This is a genomic window from Paraburkholderia sp. EG286B, from assembly GCF_040965655.1.
Taxonomy (GTDB): domain Bacteria; phylum Pseudomonadota; class Gammaproteobacteria; order Burkholderiales; family Burkholderiaceae; genus Paraburkholderia.
In genome coordinates this window covers 121,225-147,881 of the sequence record NZ_JBFRCF010000013.1, presented here as the reverse complement: position 1 = coordinate 147,881, position 26,657 = coordinate 121,225, and the positions used below count along the sequence as shown (strand labels likewise).

Here is a 26,657-nt window from a genome sequence, read left to right as displayed (position 1 = left end):
AGGTTCGCGCATTGGCGCGGGCCGAGCGGCGCACGTAGCGGGCGCAGGGCTCATCGAGCCGTTGTCCAGCGTCCGTTAAATCTCATTCTTCAGACCTTAGCCAGCATCTGAGCGCGCATCGCGCGCCGTCGCCGGCTGGGCGTCGTTTTGTCTTTTTTCTTCGATCGATGAAACTCTTCTATCTCTTGCTGTCGTCGTCGCTATTCCTCGCGGCGTGCGGCGGCGGTTCCGGAAGCTCCGGCACGGAAGCGACCAATGCCTCGGCCACGACACAAAGCGCGAGTGACGCGACTGCTGCGGACGCCATCGCGAATGCGGCCACCACCACGCGAGGCACGCTGCACTGCGGCTCCGCCGTGAAGTCGAGCGCGAGCTCCGGCAGCGAGCTGGTGAGCGTCGATACGCCGACCACGCAGAGCGGCCGTATCTTCGCCTCGGGCGCGGCGTTTCCCCTCGCATTCACCACCAATGCACCCGCAGCCGACACGGTGAACTGGTCGATCAGCGACCATCTGGGCAAGGTGGTGACGAGCGGCAGCCTGCGCGTGACGGCAGGCCCGGTGACCACCACGCTGAGCTGCACGTCGACGCTCGCAGGCTACTTTTCCGTGACCGCCAAGCTCGCCACCGCCGGCGGTCAGCTCCCCGAGCTGGGCACCCGCCCCGCCGGCACCGCGACCTTCGGCGTGCTGCCCAATCTGGCCGGCATCGTGCCGACGGTGACGTATCCGCATCAGGACCTGCACCGCTTCGGCATGCAAGGCGAAGACGACAACACGTCGGTGCTCTCCTCGCTCGGCATCTCGTGGACCTATGACCACCGCGAGCTGTACAACATGGAGGCGAACGGCCCCAACACCTTCAACCCGAACGCCAACAACCTCGACCCGTTCTACACCGCGGGCAACGTGATGCGGCTCGTGCGTCTGGACGGCATTCCCGCCTGGGCGAGCCCGACCGGCGCGTTCGAGGACGAAGCCCTGCCGCCGAGCAACCTCTCGTACTACCAGAACTACATGAGCCGGATCGGTACGGAATCGAACCTCATTCGGACGACTTACTTTCCGAAGCAGGCGTCGAACTACTACCAGCTCACCTGGGAACCGGACGCCCAATGGCAAGGCAATGACACCCAATTCGTGCAGCTCTATCAGGCCGTCTATCAGGGTATTCACTCGACCGATCCGCATGCAGTCGTGATGGGGCCGACCGATACGGCGCCGTCCGGCACCGCCGATCACCTCAAGGCCCTCGCGCCGCTCGGCTACGCGCAGGACATCGACGGCGTGACGACGCACGGCTACTACGACATCAACGGCAGCTCGCCTTCGTTCCCGCCCGAGCGTCAGGAAACCGATCCGGCCAACGCGTCCGGCTCGCTGATGGGGCAAATGCGTGCGCTGCGCAGCGAGATGGCGGCTGACTACAAGCCGGGCATGAAGCTGTTCAGCACGGAGCTTGGCATCAGCTACGACAACGGTTCGTCGTACGGTCCCAACTATCCGACCGGCAATATCCTGTACGCACAAGGCGCAGTGGTGGCCCGCAGCCACCTGATCATTCTGGGCGAAGGCGCTGATCAAACCTGGATCTTCTACGGTGCGGACTTCCCGGGCCTCGTGGGCTACGGCACGTTCTTCGATCTCGCCGACGCACAGGGTCAGTATGGCGCGCAGAACATCAGCCCGAAGCCTGCGGCGATGTCCGTCGCGGCGATGACGCGTATTCTCGACGGCACCAACACGCTTGGTCCGGTGAAGAAGACGCCTTCGGGTGTCTACGCCTACGCGTTCCAGCAGCTCAACAACGGCGCGGTCATCACGGCCCTCTGGACGCACAACAACAGCGTGTGGAGCGCGAGCGCCGGCTACAGCTCGACCTATAGCGTCGGCTACAGCCTCGCGGTGGATGCACCCGGCACGAGCGGCACGGTCACCGTGCTCGACGAAATGGGCAATCCGACGACGAAGAGCTACACCAACGGCAAGGTCGCGCTGAGCCTGACCGAATCGCCGGTGTATGTGATTTCGCAGAACGCTTCGGTGGCCAGCGCCAATGCGACGCTGCCCACGGGCTACGTGCCGAACTGAGCGAACTTACCGAACTGAGCGAACCGGGCGGCCGCCTGGTCGCACGAAAACGCCGTACCCTGAGGCGCCCGGCCCGCGGACATTGTTCCGCGGGCCGGGCGCCTCTTCCGTTTACCGCGTGCGGGGCACGCTTGTCCGAACCCTCGCGTGAGACGACACCGCGCTTCCGAATGCCCAAATTTTCGACGCAGCGGCAGAAATGAACGAAAATGCTGCGAACCCACTGGAAAGCAACATGAAACGACTGTTACTCGCCGCACTTACCGCCGCCTCGTTCGTGACCTGCGCCCATGCGCAAAGCGACGCGACCGGCTCGTTCGCCACCCCCGCAGGCACGGTGCAATTCGTGCGCGACGACCGCGACTTCGTGGCGGTCCTCGGCAAGGATGTCTTCGACCGCTTCGACGCGAAGACGCTCGCCCATTTCGACGAAGTGGGCCACGACAACAGCACGATTACGCGCATGCTCGTGCAGACCGCCTACGGGCCGGTGCTGTATGACTTTCGCCACAATCCGCCGCTCGTGCAGCGTGTGACCACGCGCATGACGATCAAGCGCGTATTCTGGCAACCCGACGAAGTCGTGATGCAAGGCTCGGAGGGCTGGTTCCGGCTCAAGAACGGCGCGCTCACGAAGCTGCAATCGTCGACGACCACGTACCGCACCAACTAGTCCGGTCAGACGTCTTTCTCGTCCTTGTCGTCGCCCTGCGAGTCGCGATCCGCGATCTTCAGCTGACGCAGCTTGTGATACAGCGTTTTCTTCGGCATCCCAAGCTCCTCGCTCGCCTGGGCGACGTTGCCGTGATGGCGGCGCAGCGTGTTCTCGATCAGCATCCGCTCGAAATACGCTAGCTGGTCCGCCAGCGTCTCCCCTTTCACGGTAGCCGCGCCCGCGGAGAGCAGGCTGTCGCCGGTCAGCCCGAGCACGAAGCGGTCGGCGACATTCTGCAGCTCGCGCACGTTGCCGGGCCACGCGTGCGTCATGAGTTCGGAGACCTGTGCAGCCGTCACGACCGGCGCCGGCGTGCCGAAGCGCCGCGCCGCCGCGAGCACGAAATGCTCGAACAACAGCGGTACGTCCTCGCGGCGCTCGCGCAGCGGCGGCAATTCGATCTGCGCGACGTTCAGCCGGTACAGCAGGTCGGCGCGAAAGCCTCCTTCCGCGGACACTTCGGCGAGATCGGCCTTCGAAGCGGCAACGATCCGGCAATCCACTGGAATCAGCTCGTTTGCGCCCAGGCGCTCGACCACGCGCTCCTGCAGCACGCGCAGCATCTTGATCTGCAGCGGCATCGACATCGTTTCGATCTCGTCGAGAAAGAGCGTGCCGCCATTCGCCCATTCGATCTTGCCGACGCGCTTCTTGATCGCGCCCGTGAACGCGCCCGCCTCGTGACCGAACAGTTCGCTCTCGAACACCTGCTCGGGCAAACCGCCGCAATTGAGCGCCACGAAATGCGCGTCGCGCCGCGCGCTGAAGTCGTGCAGGCTGCGTGCGATCAGTTCCTTGCCGGTGCCCGTTTCGCCCGTGATCAGCACCGACACCGAGGTATCCGCGAGACGCAGAATCTTCTTGCGGACCTCCGCCATGGCCGGCGACTTGCCGAGCACCAGCGCCTCGATGCCCTGCCAGTTGTGCAGCGAAGCGCGCAGGCCCTCGACTTCGAGCGTGAGCCGCCGCTTCTCGACCGCGCGCGCCACGCGGCCCGCGATCACATCGGAGGAGAAGGGCTTTTCGATGAAGTCGTAGGCGCCCACGCGCATCGCGCTGACCGCGGTCGATATGTCCGCATGCCCGCTGATCAGCAGCACTGGAATCTGCGGGTCGATCGCCATCACGTGATCGAGCAGTTGCAGGCCGTCGATGCCCGGCATGCGCACGTCGGAGACGATCACGATTGGCGCGCCCGGCGCGATGTCGGCATACGCATCGGCGGCAGACGCATAGGCGTTCACCGGAAAGCCCGCCAGCGCCACCGCCTGCTCGACGCCGATGCGGACGTTCTCGTCATCCTCGACGACCAGCACGCGAATCTCATCTGCCATGTTCTGTCCTTTGCGGCTCGGCTGCCGCGAATTCGATCGTGAAGCGGGCTCCGCCTTCGTCGCCATTCGTTGCGGTGATTTTCGCGCCAAAGCCTTCGACGATGCGCGACGTGATCGCGAGCCCGAGCCCGAGGCCTTGCCCGCGCGGCTTGGTCGTCACGAACGGCTCGAACAGGTGCGCCAGCACATCCGGCGCGATGCCGGGGCCGCTATCCTCGACCGTGAAGCGCACGCGGCCTTGTGCGTCAGGCTCACCTGCCTCCATCGCGATCGCGCGCGTGCTCGCGTCGCGCACGGCGTCGAGCGCATTGCCCAGCAGATTGACGATCACCTGTTGCAGTTGACTCGACTCCGCATACACCGTCGTGCCTGGCGCGATGCGCACATCGAGCCGTACCGCTTCGTCGCGGATGCGCGACTCGTAGATGAGCCGCGCATGCGCGACGGCTTCGCCAAGCGACACCGCCACGCGCTCCACTTCCGGCTTGCGCGCAAACGCCTTCAGCTCGCTCGTGAGCACCGCCATGCTGTCCACGAGCCGCCCGACGCGCTCGAGATTGGCGATCGCCTGTGCGCTCTGATTGCGCTCGAAGAAGGTACGCGCATTGTCGCAGAGCGTGCGGATCGCGACGAGCGGCTGGTTCAGTTCGTGCGTGAGCCCCGCCGCCATCTGGCCGATCACCGCCAGCTTGCCGGCATGCACGACCTCCTGCTGCGTGGCGCGCAGGCGCTGCTCGGTGCGTTCGCGCTCGGCGATCTCGCGCTGCATCTGCGCGTTCGCTTGCGTGAGTGCGGCGGTCCGCTGCGCCACGGTCGTTTCCAGCTGGTCGTTCGCGCGCCGCAACGCTTCTTGCGCCTTGAGCTTCTCCACGATCACGCGGCGGCGCTGCACCGCATACAGCGCGTAGAGCGCGGCGATCAGAAACACGCCCGTGACGAACGCGAATGCGAGCCGTTGCTGGCGCCGCGCGCCCGCCGTGTCGAGCAGCACCATGATCGTGTCCTGCCCTTGCGGCGCGGGGCGCGACATCACGAGAAAGCGGGCCGTGCGGCCCGCGCGGCGCAGGTCGGGAAAGAGGCCGATCCACGCGTTGTCATTCCAGTCGCCCACGCGCCGATATTGCAGCGCCTCGACGATGCGGCCCGCGTATTGGCGCGACGCCTGGATGTCGCGCTGCTGCGGCTCGGTCATCGCACGCATGGCGCTGAATTTCCATTCGGGCTGGGTCGAGATCACGATCACGCCGTTGCTGTCGACGACGATGGCGGCCTCGCCAGGCGTGCGCCACGCGGATTCGAGCGCGTCGACGCTGACCTTTACCGCCGCCGCGCCGATTGCCGTGTCGCCGTCGTGAATCGCACTCGCGAAGTACAGCCCCGGAATGCCGGTGTTCGTGCCGATGCCGAAGAAGCGGCCGCGGCCCTGCGCGAGCGCGTCCTTGAAGTACGGGCGATACGACACGTTGGTGCCGACGAAGCTGACCGGCTGATTCCAGTTGCTCGCGGCGACCACCGTGCCCTGCGCGTCGATCACGTCTACCGCGCCGCTGCCAACATCGCTGTTGACCGCTTCGAGATAGGCATCGACTGCGGGCAGCATGCCGTGCGCTTCAGCGGGCGGCGCCTTGAGCAACGCGCGCACGCTGTCCTGGCGCGCCACGAGCGCGGGGACCATCTCGAAGCGTCCCAGCTCGCTTTTCAGGCTCGCCGCGTAGAGATCGAGCCGATGCTCGCCGACGTCGGCCAGCGCGTCGATCGCGCGGTTCCATGCGAACTCCACCGCGGCGGCGGCCGCACCGACATACAGCACGGCCGCCGCCGCCCATCCCCACCATGGAATGCCCTTGTAACGCATCTGCACGTTCGCCCTCGTCGATTGGCTGCCGCCAGACGGCGGGTTCAGCGGATACCGCGCGCCGGGTGCACCGGCGCCACGATCGCGAAGGCGCGCGCAACGGCGCGTCATGCGCCGAAGTGCGCGAGCAGGATGAGCGTCACGGTCACGACGATGGCGCCGCCAATGCGCGTGGCGATCTGCGCGAACGGCATGAGCTGCATGCGGTTCGCGGCGGTGAGGATCGCCACGTCGCCGGTGCCGCCCTGGCCGCTGTGGCACGCGTTCACGATTGCGGTGTCGATAGGGTACATCTTCATCAGGCGGCCCACCACGAAGCCCGTGCCCATGAGCGTGACCACGGTCGCGGCGATCGTCACGACATTGACGAGCGTGAACGCGGCCATGAGCTTGTCCCACGGTGTCATCGCCACGCCGATCGCGAACAGCAGCGGGTAGGTGACCGCGGTCGAGAAGAACTTGTAGACCACGAACGCGCCTTCCTGCAGCGGCGGCGAAACCGCACGCGCGAGCTTCACGAGCACGGCGAGGAACAGCATCGCCACCGGCGCGGGCAGGCCGAACAGCTTGTTCGCCATCAGGCCGATGAGGTACAGCGTGATCGCCGTGATGCCGGCCGCGGCGATGTGGCTCACGTCCACGTGCCCGCGGGCTTCGTCGTCCGACGACGCCAGTTCATCGGTCGCGCCGACTTGCAGACGGCCGTTGCCGGTGAGATGCGGCATGCGCTTGCCCAGCATGTCGAGCATGCCCGAAAGGATGATCGCCATGAGGCTGCCGAGCATCACGGGCGGCAAGACCTGCGCGAACAGGTCGCCTTGCGCGACGTGCATGATTTCCGAATAGCCCACGGAAAGCGGAATCGCGCCTTCGCCCACACCGCCGGCCATGATCGGCACGACGATGTAGAGCAGCGTGTGCTTGACGCCGAGACCGAGCGCCGCGCCGACCGCGGTGCCCACGATGGTCGCCGCCACCGTGCCGGCCGCCAGCGGAATGAAGATCTTCAGGAAGCCTTGAATCAGCACGCGCCGGTCCATGCTGAGAATACTGCCGACGATGATCGAGGCGATGAAGAGATAGAGGAAGTTGGTCTGCTTCGTGAACTCGACCGTGAGGTGCTGCACGGGCGTGGGCAGCACGTGGTAGTACACGAGCGCCGAGGGCACGAAGGTCGCGAGAATCGCCGCCGCGCCGATATTGCGCAACAGCGGCAGGCGCTTGCCGAGTTCGGCGCACGTGAAGCCGCAGAAAGCGAGCACGGCGATGGCCATCGAGATCTCGCCGGGCACCTTGCCGGTGACCGCGAAGCCCGCGATCAGCGCAAACAGGATCACGTAGATCGGCAGCGGAATGATGCCGATGCGAATTTCCATCAGCTTCCACCAGCCTTCGGGCCAGAAGCGGGTTTGCGTCGTCGGGGATGACTCGGGGACCGCCTGGGTCACTTGCGAGGCGGCGGATGCGGATGCACTGTTCTGCACGGGATGTCTCCTTCGTTTTCGCGACCGGACTGCGTCGCGTCTCCGGTGCTTGTTTAATGAGGGCTGCGGACTATCGAGGGATAGGCCGCCGGGCCTCTATAAAGCAGTAGCCGTGCCAGCGCGCGCCGGCGTCCCGAATGATCCGCAACCCGTTGATTTATATGGACGTTTCCGGAACGCCCTCAACTCGAATCCGTCACCGATCCGAGATTTCAGAATCGGCCCGAGCCGCAGGCTGAAATCTCGGCCTGCCACTCGGCCCGACCGTTGAGCGCATGGCAAGAGTGATTTTCAGAATTCGCTCTGGAACGACGCCGATCGTTGGCAGAAGATGGATCACCGCAATGTGAGGAGCGAGCCATGAAAATCGTCTTGCCAGGATGCGCCGTCGTTTGCGCCGCGGCGCTGTGGAGTGCTGGCGCGCTGGCCGCGCCGCCGGGTTCGGCTTACCAGACCCCCGTGCAGTTATCGAGCGGAAGGAATCTGCTTTGCAGCGTGAACGAATCACAGCCCGCCGGCGAAACGGCGGCGCTCACGCGTCGCGAGCAGGTGGAAGCCGATGTCCTCGCCACGCAGCGTTTGAGGCTCGTGACCGGACCGGAATCGCCTTATCCCTCTGCCTATACGGCGCCGAGCGTTGCCTGCGTGGACGCGGGTTGAGGCCGCAGAAAGCACCGCGGGGCTCGATTCGCCTGACGAATCGAGCCCCGCGTGCTGCGAAGTTGAGTGAGAAGACCGATCAGAAGCGCGTGCGCACGCCCGTCGTCACTTCGACCTGGTTGGTCGCACCGAAGGTCGTGCCCACCGTGTAGCCGCCGTGCAGCTTCATGTAGTCGCCTGCCAGATACACCTCGGTGCGCTTGGACAGGTGATAGAAGATCGAGCCGTAGAGCGTTTCCTTGAAGCCGTTGTGCAGCCCGCTCGTGGGATCGAATGCGCCGATGTTGGCGTTCGGAATATCGCCATCGACGTTATACGCGGCGTTGTGCGTGCGCATTTGCTGATAGCCGAGTTCGTAGTCGAGCGCGCCCTTCGGCACGAGCTTGAACGAGACCGTCCACGCATTGTCCTGACGCTGGCCGAGCGCTCCCTGATTGCCCCAGTAGCGGAAATAGCCCGCATTGGCGCGCACGATGCCGATCGTGTAGTTGCCGCCGACCGAGAACGCCTGGTTCGTGTTGCCGTCGCGGTTCACGTGGTTATAGAAGGTCGAGGCCGTCCACGTCGGGGCGTTGTAGCCGAGTGCGAACTGATAGTTCGCGTTATTGCCGAAGCTCGTCGAATTGCCGAACGCGTAGCCCGCTGCCGCGTAAATACCGTTATCGAAGACCTTCTTCCACGCCAGGCCGTTTTCGTAACGCGTGCCCGTTGCGCTCGCCGCGTAGAAAATCATCTGCTTGAAGTTGTTGGCGTTGGTCCAACCGCCCTCTTCCGTCGTGAGTTTCGCGTTGCCGTACGGGTCGCCGTAGATGGCCGCGGCGTCACGCGCGATGGTGTTCTGGAAGCCCGCCGTGAGCTTGCCGAAGCGCTCGTCTTCCACGCCGACCCATGCGTCACGGTCGAAGATCTGGCCCGGGTCTTCCATCTGGCCGTCGCTCACGCGGTATTCGCTTTCGAGCCGGAAGATCACCTTCGTGCCGCCGCCGATGTCTTCGGCGCCCTTCAAGCCCCAGCGGCTGCCGCTGAACCACGGTTCGCCGGCAATACCCATGCCGATCACGTGATTGCCGTTGGCGTCCGCGTGCGATTGATACGTGGGTACGCTCAGGTCGATGAGGCCGTAGAGTTGAACGCTCGATTGCGCGTGTGCGCCGCTCGCCGCGAGTGCGCCGAAAGTCGCGCCAACCGCAGCGACAGCAAGTTGTTTTCTCTTCAAGATCGTCTCCAGGGGGTACTTCGTTGGAAGTTTTCATGGACCCGCTGCCATCACTCACCGGTTGCGGCGAGCCGTGTGAATCAGCGGGTGAGACGAATAGTAGATAGGTGAATCCTTCGCGATTCTTTCACGAACGATGGGTATTCCTAAGTACATCCACTAATACCGCAAAAAAAGCCGGCCTGCTCAGGCCGCCACCGCCTCCTTCACGCGAAGGATGTAGCCGAGGCCGCGCAGCGTGGTGATCTGCACGCTCGATTCCGCCAGATGCTTGCGCAGACGGTGGATGTAGATATCGATCGCGTCCACACTCGGTTCGTCGCTCAGGCTGCAGATGCGCTCCAGCAGCGCCTGCTTCGGCACCGCCTTGCCCTGGCGCAGCATGAGTGCTTCGAGAATGGAATGCTCGCGCCGGCGCAGGGCGAGCGGCGCATCCTTGTGGCGAAACTCGCGCGTGTCGCAAACGTACTGGAGGTCGCCGCAGGTCAGCCAGCCCGACTTCTCGCCCGTCTGCCGCCGTATCAGCGCCTTGATGCGCGCCACCAGTTCGCGGCTGTCGAAAGGCTTGACCACGTAGTCGTCGGCGCCGGCGCCGAAACACGCCACCTTGTCGTCTATCGAGCCATGCGCGGTCAGCATGAGCACGGGCACGTCGTTGCGCCTGCGCCGCAAACGGTTGAGCACGTCCTTGCCGCTCAGTCGCGGCAGGCGCATGTCGAGCAGCACGAGATCGTAGCTCTGCGTGAGCAGCACGGAATCCGCGGCTTCGCCATCGGCTACGCAGTCCACCGTGAAATTCTCGGCGCGCAGCAGGTTGACGATCCAGTGCGCGAGTTCGGCGTTGTCTTCTACGAGCAGCAGCTTCATGGTCCCTCCTCAACCCCCATCATCCAGGCCAGACGGGTAAGCGCACCGTCGCGACCAGACCCACCCGCTCGGCCCCCGCGGCAACGCTCACCGAGCCGCCGTGCGAGCGCGCGACCTGATGCACGATGGCAAGACCGAGCCCCGTGCCTTCGGTATCCGCCGCGACGCGATAGAAGCGCTCGAACACGTGCGCACGGGCCTCGGCGGGAATGCCGGGGCCGTTGTCGACTACCTGCAGCATGACCTGCTCCCCTTCGCTGCGGCACACGGCCGTCACGCGGCCGCCCTTGTGCGTATAGCGGATGGCGTTGTCGATCAGGTTCGACACGAGCGAGGCCAGCAGGCCCGTGTTGCCCGCCACCTGCACGTCGTCGTCGAGTTCGGCGCCGAGATCGATGCCGCGCCGTTCCGCGGCCTGGACCATCTCTTCGAGCACGGAAGACACGACCTCGGTAAGATCGACGCGCGTCTGGCTGGGCGACGATTGCGTCATCGATTCGGCCTGTGCGAGCACAAGCAGTTGATTCGTCAACTCCGCCATTTTCTGGCTGGTGCGGCGCACGCCCTTGAGTGCGTCGAAAAGCGCGGGATCGCTCGCGTCGCATTGACTCGCGAATTGCGTTTGCGTGGTGAGCAGCGTGAGCGGCGTGCGCAGCTGGTGCGCCGCGTCGGCGATGAACTGGCGCTGCATGGCGGCATGCACCTTGAGCCGCGCGATGCACTGGTTGATCGCCTCGACGATCGGCCTCAGCTCCGATGGCAGATGATCCGGGCGGATCGGCTCCAGTTGCACGGGCTCGCGGTCGGCAACGTCGTCCTTGAGCTTCATGAGCGGCCGCAGTTCGAGCGTGAGCCCGAGCGGCACGAGCAGCGCGACGAGCGCCAGCATGAACCACTGGCGTGCGAGCTGCGGCCTCCATAAGGCGTTGACCATCGCCTCGCGCGACGCGATCGTCTTGCCGACGATCACCATGACGCGCTCGGCGCGGCCCGAGTCGTAGAGCATACGCTCGTAGGCCACGGCGCGAATCGGCAAACCCGCATAGGTGGTGTCGTAGAACACGGGCGCCTCGGCTGTGTTCGCGCGCGGCAGCGGCAAGTCCGGCGCGCCGCCCAGCAGGCGGCCATTAGCGGCGAGCACCTTGTAGAAGACGTGATCCTGCCACGGCGATTCGAACAGTTCCAGCGCCGCCGGCGGGATCGTCGCGCTGAGGGAGCCGTTGTCCCAGTCGACGTCTTCGATGATCGTGCGCGCCGAATCCAGCAGCGAGTGGTCCTGCACGAGATCCGCGGTCTGCCGCGCGGCATCGTACGACTCGCAACTCGTCACGACGACAAACGCGGCGAGCGGCACCAGCAGCCACAACAGCAATCGCCCACGCAGGCTATGCACCATGTCGCGCTCTCTCAGGTACCGAACCGCGAGGCTCGCGCAGGACGGCGGCTGCGGGCGTGCTTCATTTCGCGCTGACGAATTCGTTCGTGTACGTGCCGGACAAATCCACGTGCTTGCCCTTCACCGAGGGATTGAAACTCGAGAGCACCTTCAGCACGGTCGCCGGACCGTCGGCGGGCATCTTGCCGTCCGCGGTGTACATCGGCAGCGAGGCCTTGAGTGCGCTCACGTAAAGCGCCTTGTCCTTTTGATAGTCGGCGGGCATTTGCGCGGCGATTTCCTCGGCGCTGTGCGTGTGAATGAACTGCATCGTGCGCACGAACGCGTGCGCGAGCTTCACCGCCTGAGCTTTGTGCGACTCGGCCCATGCGTCCTGCACGTACAGGCTTGCGGCGGGATAGGTGCCGCCGAGCGCGGCGCGCGTGCCTTCCACCGTGCGCATATCGACGAGCACCTTCGCGTCGCCGGCTTTCTGCAGCGCCGAGACGGTCGGCTCGGTCGTCATGCCCGCGTCGATGCGCCCCTGCTTGATGGCCGCGATGAAGCTCGCGTCCGCGCCCACCGGCAACATCGTGTACGCGCTCGAGGCGATGCCATGCTGGCTCGCGAGATACTGCGTGAGAAAACTGGTCGAGGACCCGAGGCCCGTAACGCCGAGCGTTTTGCCTTTGACGTCGGCCATCGACTTGATCGTGCCGGCCGCTTTCGACGACACCATTTCCACTTCGCCCGGCACCTGGCCGAACACGACGATCGCCTTGACGTCCTTACCCTTGGTCTGCAAGTCGATGGTGTGATCGTAGAAGCCCACGACGGCCTGCACCGCGCCGGCGAGCAGTTCGTTCTCCGCATCCACGCCCGCAGGCTGCGAGAGCAGTTCGACGTTCAGCCCTTCGTCGCGGAAATAGCCCAGCTGCTCGGTGAGGCGCGCGGGCAGGTAAATGAGCTTCGTAATACCGCCGACCATGATGGTGATCTTGTCGCCGGCATCGTCGGCGGCATGCGCGCCTTGAAGCGCCATGGCAAACAGCAGGCCACCAGCGAGTGCGGCTCGCCGCAGCGCGCCAAAACTGGATTGCATTGATTGTCTCCGTCAGGATGGGTAGGCGGCGCGATGCTCACCGCCTCGATCGTTCCGGGAATTCTAGAGATTCGAACCCTTCCCGAAGCTTTCGCGGGTCACGCGGATTTATACGGGATTTCCATGAGCGGCGGCATTATTTATGCTTTTAATCGCTCTGAATGACAATGGCTTTTATTCAGAATGCCGGTCGAGCCGCCATCGATTCAAACAGGATTCCTGATCGATTGCGCGCAAAGCAGCAAGACCCGGATTATGGGTCTCTGCCAGCGGAAACTTGCCAGCCAAATCGCGCTTTAACTCGGCAGCGCGCCTTTCATGACGCGCACCACATCGTTTGGCTCGATGCTCGTGACGTCGGTCTGGCCGATGAGCGGGGTACACCTGAAGAAGTCGTTCTCCACGTACCGGGTCCTCGGGTCGATATCGTCGCTGAACAACGCGACGGTCGGCACGCCGGCCGCGTGCGCGATATGCAGCAGGCCGCCGTCCGCGCCAACGAACAGCTTGCTCTGACCGATGAGCGCATAGCATTCGTGGATCTTCAACTTGCCGACCAGCGAGTCGAGTTGCAAATGCCTGAATGACATGGCAGTGAGATCGTTGGCTTCCTTGAGCCCGTTGTCCGATCCGATCAGCACATATTGATAGCGCGACAACTCGGGATCGTCATCGAGCCGGGCAAGAACGTCGGCCCACTTGCCGTAGATGCGGTTCGATTCCCTGCCCCCGACCGAAATCGCAATTCTGCCGGCCCACGCTTGCGCCGGAAAATCCTGGCTCTGTGGCGCATCGAGAATCAGCCGCGAGTTCCTGTACAGCGCGGCTTCTGCGATCCCGGAATTCAGAATCTTGTTGAACGAGTAGTAGCTGAACTGGATATGGTTGAAATTGCGCCCGGCATACCATCCAATCAGGCTCGTAAATCTGGCTTGACCGGCATAGCGGATTTTCTCTTTAATGACGCGAATGCCGAGCTTGTTCAGAATAATGAAATCGTATTCGCCGAAATCGATTTCACGATAATCCGTATAGACTTTCGAAAAATACCGATCGTGGCGGAACAGTTCGGCCAGAGACGGATCGAGCACCACGTCCAGCTTGTACGACGTGCCGCTGAGGAGCGCACGCCCGGAAAGGTCCATCAGCGCGTCGCCGAGGTTGTTGACGCCGCTGTAGAACAACAGGATCCGGGCGCCCGGGCGCAACTGCGCAGATTCCGTATACAGACCCAGTTGCCGGTTCAGCGAAAGTATCGACCACTTATGCAGCTGCTTCTTCAGAAGCGAAAGCTTTTTATAAGCGGAAAGGCTCGCGACCTCATCCTGGACGATTTCCGGATGGGGAACGCGAAGACTCTTGCTGATAAAACCGCGGACCGTATCGACTTTCATTGTTTACTCAGCAGGAGCCCTGTCCGGCCCATCCGTAACCTTTGACCGAGCGGCTATTATGCCACCCGGCGCGAAGGTCACAGAACGCGCTGGACGGCCCGGGCGGAGTCCGTGATGTCCTGCCCGAAACCGGCGACCGTGTTGCAGCCCGCCAAAGCGGCCAGTGCGCCGACCATCGATATCACCACCAGAATCCGTCCGATCATGTTCAACTTCCCCTAAGCTCGATTTTTGATTGTTGCGCGGGCGGCTGCTCATAACCTCTTGCCCGCGGAATCCAGCCCCATTTGAGATGGCCGGAATTTCGTATTCTGCCTGCGCTGGGTCCGCGCGCGCAACCTGGCGGCGGATGCGGTTGCGCGCGGGGGCTTTGCGCCGCCCGCGCGAGAAGGCTTACACGTGTAAAGCGTGCCGAGCCGGCATATCGTGCGAGCCGGCCAGTCTGAACATCGAAACGGAGCCCTTGAGGTCCTTCGCCTGGGCGGCGAGCGCGCTTGCCGCCGCCGCGGCCTGCTCTACGAGCGCCGCGTTCTGCTGCGTGACCTCGCGCGCCGCTTCGACGGCCGCATCGCCGCCCAGCGAGCGCAGGATGCCACGGTTCACCACTGCCACGACCGCCGAGAGCGCCAGCGCGATCGCCGCCAGAATGCCCAGGCTCCAATAGAGCGTCACGCGAAACGCCGCGTCGATATCGTCGACATAAAGACCGGTCGTGAGAATCCAGTCCCACGGCTGGTAGCTCACGCTATAGGAGATTTTCGGCGCAACGTCGTTCGAGCCAATGCGCTTGAACGAATACGACACGAAGCCCTGACCTTCCTGCTTGATGATGGCAACGATCTCCTTGAACAGATAGACGCCGTTCGAAGCAAGGGTTTCCGGGCCGCCTCTCAGTACCTGTTTATATTTTTTAGGCATGTTCTGCGGCCAATTAGCACAGGGCCGGAATGCGTCAGAGCGTTATCATGATCAAAACATTCAGCGACGATGAATGTTTTCTAGCATCCCATCCGCATATAGTTGGTTATCCTATCGTTTATCTCGAGTCTTCCATGAACACGACCCGCCTCAAACTCGACGAAACAGACGAAGAACGCGAGGTCCGCGACGCGCTGCGCTGCGTGATCGATCCCGAAGTGGGCGTGAACATCGTCGACCTCGGGCTCGTGTATGGCGTAGAACTCGGCGACGAAGGTCTGAAGATCGAAATCACCATGACCTCGCCCGCGTGCCCGATGGGGCAACTCATCATGGACGAGGTGCACGCCGTGGCCGAGGAGTCGGTGCCCGAGGGCGCGCCCATCGAAATCGCGCTCGTGTGGGAACCCGCATGGGAGCCCGCCATGATGAGCGAGGCGGCGCGCGCCGTTCTGGGCTGGGAGCCCGACTGACTGACTGCACAAGCGCCGTAGTCAGGCTCGCGGCACGCAGGCACACATCATGAACATTGCCCCATCACTGCGCCACCTCGGCAAGCTCGTCGCCGCGCTGACGATCGTCCTCGTACTCGTTTGCGCGGTGATGGCGGGACTTGCGCGGCTCGGCGTTCACGTAACCGACCACGCGATGACGAGTGTCGCGTGGCACGGCGTACTGATGCTGCCGGTCTTTTTCGGCGCGCTCGTCAGCCTCGAACGCGCGGTCGCGCTGCAGCGCGCGGTCTACCTGCTGGCGCCGGCCAGCGCGATCGCTGCGGGCATCGTGCTGATCGCAGGCGCACCGCCCGTGGCCGCACAATGGCTGCTCATCGCGGCGGCGAGCGTCTCTGTCGTCGCGAGCCTGCAGGTGTTGCGCAAGCAACCGGCCCTCCATCTGGGCGTGCTCGCGCTCGCGGTGCTTGGCTGGTGGTTCGGCAATCTGGTCTGGGCAATGACGAACGATGTGTCGTCTTCCGTGCCGTGCTGGCTCTCGTTTCTGGTTTTGACCATCGCCGCCGAGCGGCTCGAACTCACCCGCATGCTGCGTCTGCCGCGCGCAGCCCGCCACGCGTTTTTCGTGCCGCTCGCCTTGATGATCGCGAGCCTGCCCTGGGCATTGTGGAAGCCCGAATACGGAACGCGCCTTTTCGCGGCGGGAATCGTCCTGCTCGCCATGTGGCTGGCCAGATATGACATTGCACGCCGCACGGTGCGCCAGCGCGCGCTCACGCGCTTTATCGCGCTGTGTCTGCTGGGCGGCTATGGCTGGCTCGCGCTGAGCGGCGTGCTCGGCCTCGCCGGTGCGCTGATGCCGGGGCATCCATGGCATGACGCGGCGCTTCACGCGCTCACGCTCGGTTTCGTGTTTTCGATGGTGTTCGGCCACGCGCCGGTCATCGTGCCCGCGCTCACGCGGCTGCCCGTGAAATACCATCCGTTGTTCTACGCGCCGCTCGCCGTGCTCCACGCGGGCCTCGCCCTGCGCGTGACGGGCGGGCTCGCCGAACTGTTCTGGCTGCGCAAGGCAGGCGGCATTGCGGGCGCGGTGGCGCTGGCGCTGTTCGCGTTGACGCTCGCCACTGCCGTGCTCGCGGCACGCCGGGACCGCGCCCGGCGTAGCGGCGGTAGACGGATTTCGAACCCGACGCATTCTTCATAGTCCACGACACGAACGTGTTTCGATGAAAACGCGGCGTGCATCGCTCTCCTAACGTTCAACCGTTCTTGACGGCAACCAGCAAAAGAACGCCCATCGGACGATACGGATAGAATTCACGACAATCCGGCAGTGGCTCCAATGCGGCGGAATCGTGACGAAGCCATCGAGGACAGCGTTCGCTTCGGCTCTGACTGAGCCTCAAGGCGCACGGCGAAACGCCGCTTTTCCATGCCACGCGGTTCAAACGGCTCGCTACGCCCGCGCTGTTGATCGAGGCGGGAGCCGATCCGTCCGTCGCCGATCCGCAAGGCCGCGATAGCATGGCGATTGCACGCGAACGCAAGCTGCCGGCGGGTATCATTAACACAACCACGCACCACACCGGGCCCTCTCGTCCATGCGCATTTTCGGAATCAGCCTTTACGTCATCATCGCGCTGCTCTTTGCAGTGCATGCCATCCGCAACCAGCAGAACATGTACTGGCTGCTGATCCTGTTTCTGTTCCCCGGCCTCGGCAGCCTCGTCTACTTCTTCGTCATCTATCTGCCGAGCCTGCGCCAGTCGCGCGGGGCGAGGGCGACAGGCCGGGCCATCTCGCAACTGGTCGATCCCAACCGCGCCGTGCGGGAAGCGCGCAACGATTTCGACCGCGCGCCGACCGTCGCGCACCGTATGCGCCTGGGCGCTGCGCTGCTCGACGCGGGCAACGCCGTCGAAGCGCTGGAGCACTACCAGGCGGCGGCCTCCGGGCCGTTCGCATCCGATCCCGCGTTGCTCGAGGGCCTCGCGCGCGCGCAGTTCGCCAACGGCCATGCCGCGGCCACCCAGGAGACGCTCGAAAAACTGTTCGCCGTCCAGCCCGTCGCCCGCCAGCAGCCGGATCCCTCCTTGCTGTATGCACGGGCGCTCGCCGCGAACGGCGCAGCGGGCACGCGCGCCGCGTTCGAGGCCGCGCTCTCGTGCGCCAGCGACGCCGCCCCGCGTTGCCTGTTCGCCGACTGGCTGGCAAAGCAGCCCGGCGACGCCGACCGCCAGCGCTCGCGCGAGCTTTACGCCGAGATCGTGCACGACGCGAAGCACTGGCCGCGCCACGCCCGCGAGCACAACAGCGAGTGGCTGCAACGGGCTCAGGCCGCGTTGAGCCGATAGCGCAGAACTACCCGCGAGGAGCCGCCGTGCGAGAAACCACCGTCAAGTTCAAACGCGGCATGTTCACCGGGCTCTTCACGTTCGTCGCGCTGATCTGCGTGCACCCTTTTACGGCCCGCTATCCGTCGCTGGGCATCGCCGCGTTTGCCGGCGGCGCTTGCGCATTCGTCGGCACACAACCGGCGAGCTGGTTATACCGGCCGTGACACGAACGCAGCGCGATCACAGGCGCGAACGCATACTCGTATGCGCCAGCGCGCGGCGCCGCACGGCCATCAGCGTGCAAATCCAGATCGAGGCAGCGAGGTTGACGGCCGGATAAAACGCGACGGCCACCGTCCACTTTTCCAGCGCCAGCACCGCCAGCAGATATTTGAGAACGCACAGCGCGAAATAGAGCAGGCTTTCGCTCCAGGGATCGCGGAGCGTCTTGCGCATGGTCGGACCGAGACCCGCGAGTTCGATCAACGTCACGATGACGACCGAAAGCGTGGGGTCGGCCGTGAGCAGCCAGACGGGAATCGCCGAAAACGCGGCGCCGAGAAAGAACCAGTCGGTTTTCGTCCAGTTTCGATCGCCGCGAAATATGCTCGCCACGAACGTAAGGAAACACGTGAAGGCGATTGCCGCGGTACACCACGCGGAAGGCCCGGCGCCCGCCACGAATTGCGCGGCGGCTGCAATGGCCGTGACGACCGACCAGACGAGCCATGTAAAGAGATGCGGGCGGATGGTGCGCCGGTAGGTCGCGAGTCCGTACGGAACGGCCGCGAACAGCGAGATGGCCGTACCCGCCGCGCCAAAGAGCGCCGCGGTGTCATGGTGTGCGCCGGTCATCGGGCCTGGAATCGATATGACATGGCCTGCAGGATGCGTTTAGTCCGGCGTGTCCGTGTCCATGCGCGCGCACATGCGCCGGTAGGTGGCCGGCGTCATGCGGTACGCGCGGCGAAACCAGCGGCCGAGATGGCTCTGGTCGGCGAAACCCACTTCCGCGGCGACCCGGGCCGGCGTGTGACCCGCCGCCAGCAGCCTGCGCGCGGCGCGCAGGCGCAAGCGCACCAGGTACGCATGGGGCGACGTGCCGAACTCGCGCTGGAACAGGCGCGTCAGACGAAACCGGTCGATGCCCGAGCTGTCGACGAGTTCATCGAGCCCGATGTTCGCGCTCATGTGTTCGTGCAGCAGATCGCGCGCACGGGCCAGCGCGGGCGAAGCGGGGGGCGCCGCCGCGGTCGTATCGAGCAGATGGCCGCCCAGGTGCTCCAGCAAGCGGTCGAGCGCCACGTCGCGCGCGAGCCGGCCTTCCTCGCCGTATAGCGCGAGAAACGCACGGCGGATCGCCTCGATCAGGCGCGGGTCGTCCACGAGCGTCTGGCCGAAAGCGGCCGCCACGCCGCCCAGGCCCGCGATGTTCAGCCTGCGCGCCGCACGCTCGACCCACGGCTGCGGCAGGTACAGCATCGCGTAGGTGAAGCCGCCCGGCTCGGGCGCGTGGCCGTCGTGCAGCGCGCCCGGCTCGATCAGGATCGCGCGGCCCGGCACGCTCGTATGCAGCGACCGGTGACACTGAAAGCGCTGCACCCCCTGCTCCGTATAGCCGATCAGCATGTCGTCGTGATCGTGGGGGTCGTACGCGTGGCCGCTGAAATGCGCGCGCAGACTCTCGATGCCCGTCTGCGGATCGCGCCGCGCGACGAGCCAGTGATCGTTCCGGCCCTCAGTCACCGTGGCGTTCGTCATGGCAAGCCTGGCTCCCTGATCCCGATTCCTTTCCCAAGGGCACGAGTGTACGCCAGCCCTGCGCGGAGGACAGAGCGTGCCCTCGGTCTCTTCGGGGCCCGCTCTATCGGGTTCAGTCGTCGAACTCGCCGGCCTGCAGCGCTTCGTCGAAATCCGTGATCCACGGGGCGAAGTGATCGGTGTCGTAGGTGGCCGTCTTGCCGTTGGCGATCCGTGTGACGGATACCTGGCGAATCGCCGCGCGCTCGCCGCCGTTGGCCGTTTTCTCATGGTCCGAGATGCGGAACTCGCGCAGGTCGAGGCCCCGGCTCGCGAGCACAGCCTTGACGTCTTCCTGCTCGTCCCAGGAAAACTCGGCGAAGTCGTGGGCGGTCATGTTCGTCTCCTCCAGGCATCATCAGGGACTGCACGGCGCGACGGGCAATCCTTCGGCCTTCCAGCGCAACATGCCGCCGGCGAGATTGGCCACCTTGCCGAAGCCCGCCTTGCTCAGCAAAACGCTTGCCTGCGCGGAGCGCACGCCGGAGCGGCACACCGCCACGACCGGCCGGTCGCGATCGAGCTCGTCGATGCGCGCCGTCAGCTCCGAGAGCGGCACGAGCTTCGCATCGGGCAGATGGCCGAGATGGTCGATGAACTCGGGCGCCTCGCGCACGTCGACGATCTGCAGCGCGGCCGCATGCTCCAGCAGCGCCATGGGCTCGATTTCCCATACGCCGCTAAAGCGCAGCGTGAGCGGCGCCCAGTCGGGCGTTTCCTGGATCGGCGCGTCGCCTTCGGGCTTGCCGCAGCGCAGGTTGGCGGGCACCGCGACGGCCATCTGCTTGGGGTGCGGCAAATTCAGGTTGTGCATGTAGCCCGCGAAGTCGCCGAGATCGACGTCGCCGCCCAGGCGCGGATTGAAGCGCCGCTCTTCCGCAACGCTCGTGACCGTGATGCCGCGATAGTCGTGCGCCGGGTAGAGCAGGCAGTGGTCGGGCAGCGTGAGGATCTGCTCGCGTACCGAGGTGAACAGCTGTTCCGCGCTCCCGCCCTGAAAATCGGTGCGGCCGCAGCCGCGTATCAGCAGGCTGTCGCCGGTGAAGGCCATGCTCGCGTCGTCGAGCACGTAGGTCAGGCAGCCGCTGGTGTGGCCGGGCGTGGCGCGCACTTCCAGATACCGCTTGCCGAAGGCGATGCGATCGCCGTGCCGCAGCGCACGGTTCACGCCCTCGGCGCCCACTACGTCGGCGAGCGCGATCTGGCTGCCGCTGCGCTCGCGCAAGCGCCACGCGCCCGTGACATGGTCGGCATGCACATGGGTGTCGAGCGTCGCCTGCAGGCGCAGGCCCAGCTCCTGCAGCAGCGCGAGGTCGCGCGGCACCTGCTCGTAGACCGGGTCGATCAGCAGCGCCTCGCCGCTTGCGGGGTCGCCGAGCAGATAGGTATAGGTGGACGATACGGGGTCGAAAAGCTGGCGAAAGATCATCGCGGCTCCCTGTTTGGGCAAACGCGTGGTTTGCTTTCCAGTATGCCGCATCCGGTTTCGACCCGGCGGCTCGACGTGCGCGATCTACCCGCATTTGTTCGGCAGCGAACCAAAGCGCGGGAGGCCGGCAATGCGAACGCCGCGCCAGGTCCGCGCCAGGTCCGCCCGAGCTTCTGCAGCACCGAAGCGACAATGCGATCGCAGCATCCCCCGCCGAATTCGAACAACTCGGGACCCAGCCGGTCGACCTCCTCGGCCAGCGCTTCGCGCAGCAAATTCCTCGCGCGGAAATGACGGCTGCGCACCGTGGCCTCAGGGATATTCAGCACCTGCGCCGTTTCCTCGATGCTCATTTCCTCGACGGTCCTCAGCACGAAGACCGTGCGAAAACCTACGGGCAAGGGGTGCGCTTCGGCCAGCGTCGCCTCCTCATTCGTCATGGTCCCGGCTCCACGATCACGGTGCCATGCATCACCGGATGAAACTGGCACGAGTAGGCATGGCGTCCCCGTTTGCTCACGACATATCGCCATGATGCACCCGGCGCAATGCTGCCGGAGTCGAACGTTTTGGCGTCGGCGGTGACCGTGTGCGCCACGAGGTCCTTGTTGACCCACACGACGCTGTCGCCGGCGTGAACCGTCACGCTCGGCGGATCGAAGCGCATCTGCTCGATGGCGACGACGTAGCGGGCGGCCGCCGCTGGCCCGGCAGCGGCCGCACACACGATTGCGCACACGCCCAGCGCAACACGGCGCAAGCGGCTCATTGCGAAGTCGCGAGCGACGCCTGCACGCGCTTCGCGTGCTCCAGATGCGCGACGAACGCCGGGCGGACCTTCACGAGCAAGGCCTTCAGCTCGGCGTTTTGCGCGCTGGGAATGAGCGTCTTGTCGAGCGCGTCGATGACCTGTTCGTGATACGTCACTTCATGGTCGATATACGCGCGATCGAACGCCGCGCCTTTGAGCGTCTCGAGATTCGCCATGTTGGCCTCGCCACCCTGCTTCAGGCTCTCGCTGGTCGGATTGGCTTCGGGCGTGACACCCAGCTTGGCACGAGTTTGACGGCTGCCTGATTCACGAATCGCGAGGCTGTTCCCATTGGCAAACCGAAAATGGAAGAAAGGCCGCTGTCAGCCGTTTAACACATATCCCGGCGGGGTGCTTAAAAGGACTGAAATCATGACCAGAATCTTGTTGTGCGCCATGGCTTGCCTTCTGCCCATCGCGGTGTTCGCGGAAGCGCCGAAAGTGACCAACGGCATGGTCGTCGACGATGACGGCATGACGCTCTATACCTTCGACAAGGACACGGTGCAAGGCAAAAGCGCCTGCGCCGGTGCGTGCGCAAGCATGTGGCCGGCCGCGCTCGCCGACCCCTACGACAAGGCCAGCGGCGACTGGGGGCTGATCGCTGCCGAGGACGGCAAGCATCAATGGACCTACAAGGGCCACCCCCTCTATCGCTACTCGAAGGACACGCACGCCGGCCAGATGAACGGCGACGGCTTCAAAGGCATGTGGCACACCGTAAAGCCCTGACATTATTTCGGTTAGCTAACCGATTGTCATTGCCCGGGCCACCCCGGTGTTTCGGGGCGAGCCGAGGAAAGTGACGTTGCATTGTTGTCGATCAGTTACCCGTGCGCAACGTCCAGACCGTTGCCGCATTGCTGCTGTCGTCTACGGCGGCAAACTGCGAGTGGTGCTGGCTGTCCATGCCGAATGCGAGCCCGAACGCGGAACCCGCCGTGGGATCGACCGACATCTGCGCGACGAACTGCCCTTCCACGGTGAATTCGACGATCTCGCTGGGCTGCTGCGGGTCGGCGTTCACGGCGTCGCCGTTGGCCGTGACGAGATGCCCGTTCGGGGCGAGCGCAAGGGCAAGCGGTCCGTGCAGATGGGTGTTGTCCTGATAGATCAGCCGCCCCACGCCGCCGCCATGATTCGCACCCGCCGCGCCGTAGATGGCGAACACCGCGTTGTCGCCCGTCGAGGCGACGTAGAGCACGTCGTGCTGGCCATCATAGGCGAGGCCTGTCGGGCCGACGACGAGTGCAGCCGGATCGGTGCGATGCAGGTAGCCCGAAGCGACGATCGTCGAGGAGGGCAACTCCGTCACGCCGTTCTCGCCGATCGCGAGGTCGATCCGGGCGACGGTGCCATTGAGCACATCCGAGACGAAGGCCTTCACGAACTGCCCGCCGTCGAGCACGGTGAGGTCCCAGGGGCCGTCGAGCAGCCGCGCATCTTTCAGTTCCTTGACGAGCCGACCCTGCGGATTGATGACGAGGAGCGAGCCCGGCGCGATGACGTTCTTGCCGTCGGAGGTCGGCACATTGCCCACCAGCACGAAGCCGCTTCTCAGCACGGCGAGCGCCGTCGTGAGACCGAGGTGCGCGCCCTGGAAGAACGTCACCGGCTGGCTATTCGGAACGAGCTTGACGATCGTCGTACCGGTGCCTTGCAGATTCGATTGCGCATTGAAGTTGGACACCACCACGTCGCCGGGTTTGAGCGTGCTCCACGAGGGCACGCCGAACGGTACGAATGCAATGCCATACGGATTGACGTCGCCGTTGGACGGCACGGTCGACGAAGTCGCGAAGGCCGGCGGCAGGATCGCCTGCAGGGCGTCGGCGCGGACGGTTCCCAGCGCAAGGGCGAAGAGCCCGGCGCCCAACGCCAGGTGACGCAGTCGCGGCACGAACGCCGCCCGGTTCCGGCCGAAGTATGAACGACATGCAGACAACGAGCGAGAAGCTTTCATCTGACACCTCCTTCTCGCGGGGACGGTCCGGAGCGCCAGGACGACTCGCGCGGCCAGTGAACGCACCATGCTTCGCGCGCCCCGCGTCTTGCGTAAACGATCCGCAGGCGGGGCTATTCCGCTAAACGCGCTTCAACGCTTTGCCACGCCGATTTTCGCTTTCGGCGCAAGCGCAGGCGCCGCCAGTTGCTCCACCAGAAAGTCCACGAACGCCCGCACCCGCGACGTCAGATAACGCGCGTGCGGATACAGCAGAATGAAAGGCCGGGTACGTCCACCCTCCTCGCGCAGCACTTCCACGAGCCTGCCTTCGCGCAGGTCGTCGGCCACCACGAAGCGATACGTCTGGAACAGCCCCGCCCCCGCGCGCGCGAGCGTCACGCCGGCGAGCGCGTCGCCCGACGTTCCGTAACTTCCGCTCGTGATCACATCGCCGTCTTCATTGGCATTGCCGTCGAACGTCCACGCAAGATGGCGACCACTACTTGGCAGTTCGAACTGTATGCATTCGTGCGACTGCAGATCCGCCACGGTCTTCGGCGCGCCCGCGCGCTTCAGGTAAGCGGGCGTTGCCACCACCACCATCTCCGCGTCTTCGAGCTTGCGCGCCACCAGGTTGGAATCGGCGGGCGCGCGTCCGCGAATCGCCAGGTCGAAGCCTTCATCCGCGAAGTCGATATTGCGGTTGCTCAGATGCGTGTCGACCTGCACTTCCGGATAGCGCTCGCGAAATGCCGGCAAGAGCGGCAGCACGCGATAGTGCCCGTAGGGCGTGGGCATGCTGATGCGCAGCACGCCGGCCGGCGTGGTCTGTTCGCCCGTGACTTCGCGCTCCGCATCCACCAGTTGCGAGAGCGCCTGGCGGCACTGTTCGAAGTAGCGCCGCCCCGCATCGGTCAGGCGGATCTGGCGCGTCGTGCGCACGAACAGGCGCACGCCGAGCCGCTCTTCGAGCCGCGCCACGGATCGGCTCACCGCGGCGGGCGTGACGCTCGCCGCATTGGCCGCCAGCGTGAAGCTGCCCAGCTCCGCCGCCTGGCAGAACAGTTCGATGCTGCCCAGCAGCAGATCGTCGAATTTGCGTTGCATGCCCGTTTTCTCCTGATTGCTCCTGTTCGCGCCCGATGCTTTAGTTCTATCCTGAAGCGTCCCGCATAGGCGAATACTCATCACCCCTGGAGGAGAACATCGTGTCCGTCGAACAAAAACTTGCCGATCTCGGCCTCGCCCTGCCCACCGCGCCGCAACCGCTCGGCAACTACAGAGCAGCTTCCGAGGCGGGCAATCTGCTCTTCATCTCCGGCCAGGGGCCGCTCGTCGACGGCAAGCTGCGCTGGAGCGGACGCGTGGGCGCGGAGCTGACGCTCGAACAAGGCCGCGAGGCCGCGCAACTCACCGCCTTGAACGTGCTCGCGCAAATCAAGCGGCACCTGGGCAGCTTCGAGCGCCTGCATCACATCGTGCGCATGGAAGGCCACGTGAGCAGCGCAGAAGGCTTTCTCGAGCAGCCAGTCGTACTCGACGCCGCGTCGGATCTCTTCGCCGACGCGCTCGGCGAGAAGGCCGGGCACGCGCGTTCCGCGTTCTCGCATGCGCGACTGCCCCTCGATCTGCCCGTCGAACTCGTGGTGATCGCGCAGATTCTGCCTGCCTGACGCCGTCTTTGCCGCCATCTAAAGGAACATCGGCACGCGCATCCATCGCGCGTGCCGATGTTCCCGTTTGCGTCGATCAAATACCGCTCAAGCCCACACCGACTGCAACCGTGCGATGCTCTCGCGCGTCTCGCGCTCCAGTTGCGCCACCAGCTCGGCCGCCGGCAACGCGCGCGCGAGCGGCGCGGCCTGGCCCGCCCACTGCGCACCGTAGCCGCATTCTCCCTTGGCCTTCGCAGCCGCGATCAGCGCCTTGCCCGCGTCGTACGTGATCGGATAAGACGGCACGCGCGGCGCCTTGGGGTCCTCGCCAAGCGCGGTGAAGCGGTTGACGATGCTGCGCGCAAGCCGCCCCGAGATCGCCGAGGTGAAGGTGGTATGGCGCGCCGCGTCGCCGAGCAAGGCGGCCCGATAGCCTTCGTCGGCCGCGCTCTCCGGGCAGGCCACGAACGCCGTGCCCAGTTGCGCCGCCTGCGCGCCCAGCGCGAGCGCGGCGGCAATGCCCGCGCCGTCCATGATGCCGCCCGCCGCGATCACGGGCACGTCGAATTCGCTCACCAGCAGGCGCGTGAGCGCAAACGTGCCGAGGCCGTCGTCGCGGGCATTCTGGTCGAACACGCCGCGATGGCCGCCCGCCTCCACACCCTGCGCGACGATCGCATCCACGCCCGCCTCCACCGCTGCGGCCGCTTCGTCGAGACTGGTTGCGCTCGCAAACAAACGGATACCCGCATGCTTGAGTTCGGCGATCACCGCATCGGGCGGCAGGCCGAAATGGAAGCTCACCACCGCCGGCTTCTCTTCGAGCAGCATGGACTGCATGACCTTGTCGACGACGAAGCTCGTGTAGATCTCCGAGAGCGACGCGGGCGCCTTCGCACCGTATTGCTCGAACACCGGCGCGAGCCAGTCGAGCCACGCGCGCTCCACGGCCGCGTCGGGCGTAGCCGGGCGATGGCAGAACACGTTGACGTTGAAGGGCTTGGCCGTCAGCTCGCGCGTCTGGTGGATCGCGCGGCGCGCGTTCTCCGCGTTCATCGCGGCCACGCCCAGCGAGCCGAGCGCGCCCGCATTCGACACGGCGGCGGCCAGCGCCGGCGTGGTGGTGCCCGCCATGGGCGCCTGGATGATCGGCTTCTGAATGCCGAGCGAGCGCAGCAACGCCCGCTGGTCCACTTGAGTGCTCATGTTGCGTTCC

The 26,657-nt window shown here is 65.0% G+C and carries 27 protein-coding genes and 2 pseudogenes; 9 read left to right on the top strand and 20 right to left on the bottom strand.

Translation table 11 applies throughout. The features are described 5' to 3' along the window. The first annotated feature begins 167 nt into the window (after nucleotides 1-167). Both AB4Y42_RS26885 and AB4Y42_RS26880 read left to right on the top strand, forming a co-directional pair. Nucleotides 168-2,090, top strand: a complete 1,923-nt coding sequence (locus AB4Y42_RS26885) for a hypothetical protein (protein ID WP_368687222.1) — start codon at nucleotides 168-170, stop codon at nucleotides 2,088-2,090. Between the two features lie 235 nt (nucleotides 2,091-2,325). Next, entirely contained in the window at nucleotides 2,326-2,763 is a 438-nt protein-coding gene (locus AB4Y42_RS26880) for a hypothetical protein (RefSeq protein ID WP_368687223.1), read from the top strand. A 5-nt stretch (nucleotides 2,764-2,768) separates the two neighbouring features. Here the strand turns inward: AB4Y42_RS26880 and AB4Y42_RS26875 are convergent, their stop codons facing one another. From AB4Y42_RS26875 to AB4Y42_RS26865, 3 genes are all read right to left on the bottom strand, one after another. Continuing rightward, a complete protein-coding gene (locus tag AB4Y42_RS26875; protein ID WP_368687224.1) occupies nucleotides 2,769-4,139 on the bottom strand; it encodes a sigma-54-dependent transcriptional regulator in 1,371 nt (456 codons plus the stop codon). Beyond that, nucleotides 4,129-5,994 carry an ATP-binding protein gene (locus AB4Y42_RS26870; protein ID WP_368687475.1) on the bottom strand — a complete coding sequence of 622 codons (1,866 nt, stop codon included), beginning with the start codon at nucleotides 5,992-5,994 and terminating at the stop codon, nucleotides 4,129-4,131. Before AB4Y42_RS26870 ends, AB4Y42_RS26875 begins: the two co-directional genes overlap by 11 nt. Nucleotides 5,995-6,101: 107 nt before the next feature. Then, nucleotides 6,102-7,442, bottom strand: coding sequence for a 2-hydroxycarboxylate transporter family protein (locus AB4Y42_RS26865; RefSeq protein WP_368687476.1), 1,341 nt, complete (start codon nucleotides 7,440-7,442; stop codon nucleotides 6,102-6,104). 396 nt (nucleotides 7,443-7,838) lie between these two features. Between AB4Y42_RS26865 and AB4Y42_RS26860 the strand changes: the two genes are divergently transcribed. Beyond that, a complete protein-coding gene (locus AB4Y42_RS26860) occupies nucleotides 7,839-8,138 on the top strand; it encodes a hypothetical protein (RefSeq protein WP_368695855.1) in 300 nt (99 codons plus the stop codon). Between the two features lie 79 nt (nucleotides 8,139-8,217). Here the strand turns inward: AB4Y42_RS26860 and AB4Y42_RS26855 are convergent, their stop codons facing one another. The 7 genes from AB4Y42_RS26855 to AB4Y42_RS26825 all read right to left on the bottom strand — a co-directional run bounded on the left by AB4Y42_RS26855 (nucleotide 8,218) and on the right by AB4Y42_RS26825 (nucleotide 15,010). Beyond that, complete coding sequence (locus AB4Y42_RS26855) at nucleotides 8,218-9,357, bottom strand: porin (protein WP_368687477.1); 1,140 nt, start codon at nucleotides 9,355-9,357, stop codon at nucleotides 8,218-8,220. A gap of 183 nt (nucleotides 9,358-9,540) precedes the next feature. Continuing rightward, nucleotides 9,541-10,221 (bottom strand): response regulator, encoded by a 681-nt coding sequence (locus AB4Y42_RS26850; protein WP_368687225.1) that lies wholly within the window; start codon nucleotides 10,219-10,221, stop codon nucleotides 9,541-9,543. 19 nt (nucleotides 10,222-10,240) lie between these two features. Continuing rightward, the gene (locus AB4Y42_RS26845) at nucleotides 10,241-11,617 is read right to left on the bottom strand and encodes a sensor histidine kinase N-terminal domain-containing protein (protein WP_368695854.1); all 1,377 of its coding nucleotides are present in this window, start codon (nucleotides 11,615-11,617) and stop codon (nucleotides 10,241-10,243) included. Nucleotides 11,618-11,678: 61 nt separating this feature from the next. After that, complete coding sequence (locus AB4Y42_RS26840; protein ID WP_368687227.1) at nucleotides 11,679-12,698, bottom strand: ABC transporter substrate-binding protein; 1,020 nt, start codon at nucleotides 12,696-12,698, stop codon at nucleotides 11,679-11,681. Between the two features lie 296 nt (nucleotides 12,699-12,994). Then, a complete protein-coding gene (locus AB4Y42_RS26835; RefSeq protein ID WP_368695853.1) occupies nucleotides 12,995-14,092 on the bottom strand; it encodes a glycosyltransferase family 9 protein in 1,098 nt (365 codons plus the stop codon). A gap of 77 nt (nucleotides 14,093-14,169) precedes the next feature. Beyond that, nucleotides 14,170-14,298, bottom strand: coding sequence for a hypothetical protein (locus tag AB4Y42_RS26830; RefSeq protein ID WP_368687229.1), 129 nt, complete (start codon nucleotides 14,296-14,298; stop codon nucleotides 14,170-14,172). Nucleotides 14,299-14,485: 187 nt separating this feature from the next. Continuing rightward, entirely contained in the window at nucleotides 14,486-15,010 is a 525-nt protein-coding gene (locus tag AB4Y42_RS26825; protein WP_368695852.1) for a cache domain-containing protein, read from the bottom strand. A 134-nt stretch (nucleotides 15,011-15,144) separates the two neighbouring features. Here AB4Y42_RS26825 and AB4Y42_RS26820 point away from each other — a divergent pair, with 134 nt between their 5' ends. The 4 genes from AB4Y42_RS26820 (at nucleotide 15,145) to AB4Y42_RS26805 (ending at nucleotide 18,025) form a co-directional block, all read left to right on the top strand. Further along, nucleotides 15,145-15,483, top strand: coding sequence for a metal-sulfur cluster assembly factor (locus AB4Y42_RS26820; protein ID WP_368695851.1), 339 nt, complete (start codon nucleotides 15,145-15,147; stop codon nucleotides 15,481-15,483). A gap of 49 nt (nucleotides 15,484-15,532) precedes the next feature. Beyond that, nucleotides 15,533-16,669 (top strand): hypothetical protein, encoded by a 1,137-nt coding sequence (locus tag AB4Y42_RS26815; protein ID WP_368695850.1) that lies wholly within the window; start codon nucleotides 15,533-15,535, stop codon nucleotides 16,667-16,669. A gap of 397 nt (nucleotides 16,670-17,066) precedes the next feature. After that, complete coding sequence (locus AB4Y42_RS26810; protein WP_368695849.1) at nucleotides 17,067-17,819, top strand: hypothetical protein; 753 nt, start codon at nucleotides 17,067-17,069, stop codon at nucleotides 17,817-17,819. A gap of 26 nt (nucleotides 17,820-17,845) precedes the next feature. Beyond that, nucleotides 17,846-18,025: a hypothetical protein gene (locus AB4Y42_RS26805; protein WP_368687234.1), complete on the top strand. Its 180-nt coding sequence runs from the start codon at nucleotides 17,846-17,848 to the stop codon at nucleotides 18,023-18,025. A 16-nt stretch (nucleotides 18,026-18,041) separates the two neighbouring features. On the opposite strand, the gene AB4Y42_RS26800 is transcribed toward AB4Y42_RS26805, so the two are convergent. From AB4Y42_RS26800 to AB4Y42_RS26770, 7 genes and pseudogenes are all read right to left on the bottom strand, one after another. Next, nucleotides 18,042-18,656, bottom strand: coding sequence for a hypothetical protein (locus AB4Y42_RS26800; RefSeq protein ID WP_368695848.1), 615 nt, complete (start codon nucleotides 18,654-18,656; stop codon nucleotides 18,042-18,044). 39 nt (nucleotides 18,657-18,695) lie between these two features. Then, nucleotides 18,696-19,562 (bottom strand): AraC family transcriptional regulator, encoded by an 867-nt coding sequence (locus AB4Y42_RS26795; RefSeq protein WP_368687236.1) that lies wholly within the window; start codon nucleotides 19,560-19,562, stop codon nucleotides 18,696-18,698. A 112-nt stretch (nucleotides 19,563-19,674) separates the two neighbouring features. Beyond that, nucleotides 19,675-19,938, bottom strand: coding sequence for a hypothetical protein (locus AB4Y42_RS26790; RefSeq protein ID WP_368687237.1), 264 nt, complete (start codon nucleotides 19,936-19,938; stop codon nucleotides 19,675-19,677). A gap of 21 nt (nucleotides 19,939-19,959) precedes the next feature. Beyond that, entirely contained in the window at nucleotides 19,960-21,030 is a 1,071-nt protein-coding gene (locus tag AB4Y42_RS26785) for an MBL fold metallo-hydrolase (protein WP_368687238.1), read from the bottom strand. A 167-nt stretch (nucleotides 21,031-21,197) separates the two neighbouring features. Further along, nucleotides 21,198-21,431, bottom strand: a pseudogene (locus tag AB4Y42_RS26780) (sigma factor-like helix-turn-helix DNA-binding protein); the annotation flags it as partial. 35 nt (nucleotides 21,432-21,466) lie between these two features. Further along, complete coding sequence (locus tag AB4Y42_RS26775) at nucleotides 21,467-21,799, bottom strand: cupredoxin family copper-binding protein (RefSeq protein WP_368687239.1); 333 nt, start codon at nucleotides 21,797-21,799, stop codon at nucleotides 21,467-21,469. Then, nucleotides 21,796-22,112: pseudogene (locus AB4Y42_RS26770) on the bottom strand (DUF4142 domain-containing protein); the annotation flags it as partial. The pseudogene AB4Y42_RS26770 and the gene AB4Y42_RS26775, both read right to left, overlap by 4 nt. A gap of 101 nt (nucleotides 22,113-22,213) precedes the next feature. On the opposite strand from AB4Y42_RS26770, the gene AB4Y42_RS26765 reads away from it, so the two are divergent. Beyond that, nucleotides 22,214-22,573 carry a hypothetical protein gene (locus AB4Y42_RS26765; protein ID WP_368695847.1) on the top strand — a complete coding sequence of 120 codons (360 nt, stop codon included), beginning with the start codon at nucleotides 22,214-22,216 and terminating at the stop codon, nucleotides 22,571-22,573. A 91-nt stretch (nucleotides 22,574-22,664) separates the two neighbouring features. On the opposite strand, the gene AB4Y42_RS26760 is transcribed toward AB4Y42_RS26765, so the two are convergent. Together AB4Y42_RS26760 and AB4Y42_RS26755 are read right to left on the bottom strand one after the other, a co-directional pair. Further along, nucleotides 22,665-23,804, bottom strand: coding sequence for a hypothetical protein (locus AB4Y42_RS26760; RefSeq protein WP_368695846.1), 1,140 nt, complete (start codon nucleotides 23,802-23,804; stop codon nucleotides 22,665-22,667). 132 nt (nucleotides 23,805-23,936) lie between these two features. Further along, nucleotides 23,937-24,893 carry a LysR substrate-binding domain-containing protein gene (locus tag AB4Y42_RS26755; protein WP_368695845.1) on the bottom strand — a complete coding sequence of 319 codons (957 nt, stop codon included), beginning with the start codon at nucleotides 24,891-24,893 and terminating at the stop codon, nucleotides 23,937-23,939. Between the two features lie 101 nt (nucleotides 24,894-24,994). On the opposite strand from AB4Y42_RS26755, the gene AB4Y42_RS26750 reads away from it, so the two are divergent. Further along, nucleotides 24,995-25,459, top strand: coding sequence for a RidA family protein (locus AB4Y42_RS26750; protein WP_368695844.1), 465 nt, complete (start codon nucleotides 24,995-24,997; stop codon nucleotides 25,457-25,459). A gap of 87 nt (nucleotides 25,460-25,546) precedes the next feature. On the opposite strand, the gene AB4Y42_RS26745 is transcribed toward AB4Y42_RS26750, so the two are convergent. Further along, entirely contained in the window at nucleotides 25,547-26,647 is a 1,101-nt protein-coding gene (locus tag AB4Y42_RS26745; protein ID WP_368695843.1) for an NAD(P)H-dependent flavin oxidoreductase, read from the bottom strand. Nucleotides 26,648-26,657: the final 10 nt, after the last annotated feature.